The sequence below is a fragment of the Synechococcus sp. WC101 genome (genome assembly GCF_047461555.1).
GTDB lineage: Bacteria > Cyanobacteriota > Cyanobacteriia > Thermostichales > Thermostichaceae > Thermostichus.
Genome location: NZ_JANSHG010000225.1, coordinates 1 through 2,846 on the forward strand (window position 1 = coordinate 1; position 2,846 = coordinate 2,846).

Below are 2,846 nucleotides of genomic sequence, written 5' to 3' on the forward strand. Positions count from 1 at the left end.
TCCCAGGGCGGCCCGCACCACCTCGCGGGAAGTCTGGAGAGGGAAGGCGCGCAACACCGGCCCGCTGTAGGGTTCTAGCTCCGGTGCCGGATCCCGACGGGTTGCGCCCTCGTCCTGCCCAGCACTGCTGCCAAGGATATCCGGAACGAGAACTTCAGGGGCCGTATCGGGCTGCGCCTCCGCTCCTGGGCGCTCATCCTCTAACTCCGTGGCAGCTGGCGAGGGGCGAGAGCCGGAGAGCACCGGAGCCGCAGGGCGCTGCAGCAACCGTCCCAACCCCCAACTCACCAAGGCCAAGCCCAGCAAACTGCCCCCCAAGAAGGGGATCAGGCGGGCCCAGAGCAGGGATCCCCTGTTCTCGCTGGCCATTGTCGGGGGCGCAAGCCGCAGCGTGCCGGCCGTGGCCAGGGGGGGCGCCGAGGGAAAAAGCGGGCCAGAGGGGATCGCTGGAAATTGAAGGGCAACAGCCTGGGAAGCTCCTCTGGGGGATCCCTGCGCTCTGGCTTGGATGCGCTCCAGCTCCGCCAACACATTGGCCACCGTGGGCGGACGGGCGGCCGGATCTTTGGCCAAACAACTGAGGATCAGATCCGACAAACCGGCGGGCAGCGCCAACGGCAGTCCCAGCTCTTCCAAAGGCAGGGGACGCTGCTTGTGGTGGGCCTGGTACCAGCCCGGGAAAGATTCGGTGGTAGGCTGGAGGGGCATCTGGCCGGACACCATCTGGTAGAGCATGATCCCGAAGCTGTAGATGTCGGAGCGGGCATCCAGCGGCAACCCTTCCAGTTGCTCCGGGGAGGAGTAGGCCAGCGTCCCCAGGTAGGCGTGGGTAAGGCTGAGCGACTCGCGGGTGTTGAGCAGCTTGGCAATGCCAAAGTCCACCAGCTTCGCCAGCTCCCCCAAGCTTTCGTCGGCCAGCACGATCACGTTGGCCGGCTTGAGGTCGCGGTGGATCACCTGGATCCGCTGTCCTTCCAGGAGGATCCCTTCGTGGGCTGCTTTGAGCCCCAGGCCAATTTGGCGGGCCAGCCGAAAAAAGCGCTCCAGCGGCAGAGATCTCGTCGCCAGAATGTCCTTGAGGGTTTGGCCGTTGAGGTATTCCATCACATAGAAAGGCACCCCATCGGCAGTGATGCCGTAGTCGCTTACCTTGACAATGTGCAGGCTTTTCTGGCCCAAAGCGGCGCAGGCTTTGGCTTCCCGCTCAAAGCGCAGGCGGGCCTGCTCGTCCATCGCCGGCTGGGAGAGCAGCTTAACGGCCACTTCCACCCCGCCAAAAAGCAGATCCTGGGCCAAGTAGACCCGCCCCATGCCTCCTTGCCCCAGCAGATGGGTCAGGCGATAGCGCTGGGCCAAGAGGCGACCCAAAAAGGGATCCGACGCAGTAAACATAGGGAATCGCGGCGGTAGAGAGAACAGCGCAGAGCCCCCGCAGGGATCCGGCCAGAGTGGGCTACCTCTACCATAAGCATTGGGGCCCCAATAGGCTATGCTCACCCCCGTCGATCCGGTTGCTTGGAATGTCTTTGCCCGTCGTTTACCACCCCGACTACAGCGCCCCCCTGCCGCCGGGCCATCGCTTTCCCATGCCCAAATTCCGCCTCCTGCACGAGCTGCTGCTGCGGGAAGGGGTGATCCGCCCTCAGCAAGTGCATCAGCCGGAACTCCCCCCCCTGGCTTGGATCGAATCGGTGCACACGCCAGAGTACGTGCGGGCCTACTGCGAGGGATCCCTGGAGGCCAAACTGCAGCGGCGCATCGGCCTGCCCTGGAGTCCCGAGCTGGTGCAGCGCACCTGTCGCGCGGTGGGCGGCACCGTCCTGACCGCCCAATTGGCCCTGCGCCACGGCCTGGCCTGCAACACCGCCGGCGGCACCCACCACGCCTTTCCCGCCTACGGCTCCGGCTTCTGTATTTTCAACGACCTGGCCATCGCCGCCCAAGTCCTGCTGCAGCAGGGGCTGGTGCAAAAGGTTCTGATTGTAGACCTGGATGTGCACCAGGGCGACGGCACCGCCTGGATCTTCCGCTCCGAGCCGCGGGTGTTTACCTTTTCCATGCACTGCGCCGCCAACTTCCCCGCCACCAAGCAGGCCAGCGACCTGGACGTGCCCCTGCCGGTGGGCCTGGAAGATGAAGCTTATCTGCAAACCCTGGCCGACTACCTGCCCGATCTGTTGGCTCAGGTGCGCCCGGATCTGGTGCTCTATGATGCGGGGGTGGATCCCCACCGCGAAGATCTCTTGGGCAAGCTGGCCCTCAGCGACGAGGGGCTCTTCCGCCGCGATATGCAGGTGCTGGACACCTGCTTAAAGCGAGGCTACCCCGTTGCCTGCGTTATCGGCGGCGGCTACGGCAACGACCTCGCTCAGCTTGTCTACCGCCACTCGCTCCTGCACCGGGCTGCCGGCGAAGTGTACCGGCAATACCGTCTCTAGCTGGCCGCGAACTAGGCGTATTCGGCGATCACCACCGTGATGTTGTCCCGACCGCCCCGCTCTTTGGCCGCCTCGACCAACTGGCAGGCCAGTTGATCCAAATCCTCCACCTTCAGGCAGTACTCGGCGATGACCTCGTCATCTAGCTCTTCGGTGAGCCCGTCACTACACAACAGCAGGCGATCCCCAGGGCGCATTGTAATCGGCTGAACAGCAGGCGGCCCTGCATCGGGGCGGCCCAGGCAGCGCTCGAGAATGTGGCGCCAGGGGTGCATGCGGGCTTGCGCCTGGGTCAACTCCCCTTGGCGAACCGAGCGAGCTACCAAGGTGTGATCCTCCGTCATCTGCTGCATCTCAGATCCGCGGAGGCGGTAAAGGCGAGAGTCGCCGATGTGAGCGCTCCAGCAA

General features: G+C 64.7%; 3 protein-coding genes. 1 reads left to right on the plus strand and 2 read right to left on the minus strand.

Annotation, left to right across the window (positions count from 1 at the left end; translation table 11 throughout):
* Nucleotides 1–1,392 (minus strand): protein kinase domain-containing protein (locus NW809_RS11730; RefSeq protein WP_414402213.1); only part of this gene is annotated, 1,392 nt, incomplete at its 3' end.
* Between the two features lie 128 nt (nt 1,393–1,520).
* On the opposite strand from NW809_RS11730, the gene NW809_RS11735 reads away from it, so the two are divergent.
* A complete protein-coding gene (locus NW809_RS11735) occupies nt 1,521–2,438 on the plus strand; it encodes a histone deacetylase (protein ID WP_011429126.1) in 918 nt (305 codons plus the stop codon).
* An 11-nt stretch (nt 2,439–2,449) separates the two neighbouring features.
* Here the strand turns inward: NW809_RS11735 and NW809_RS11740 are convergent.
* Nucleotides 2,450–2,846, minus strand: a 397-nt coding sequence (locus tag NW809_RS11740) for a PP2C family protein-serine/threonine phosphatase (protein WP_414402214.1), incomplete at its 5' end; no start/stop codon positions are given.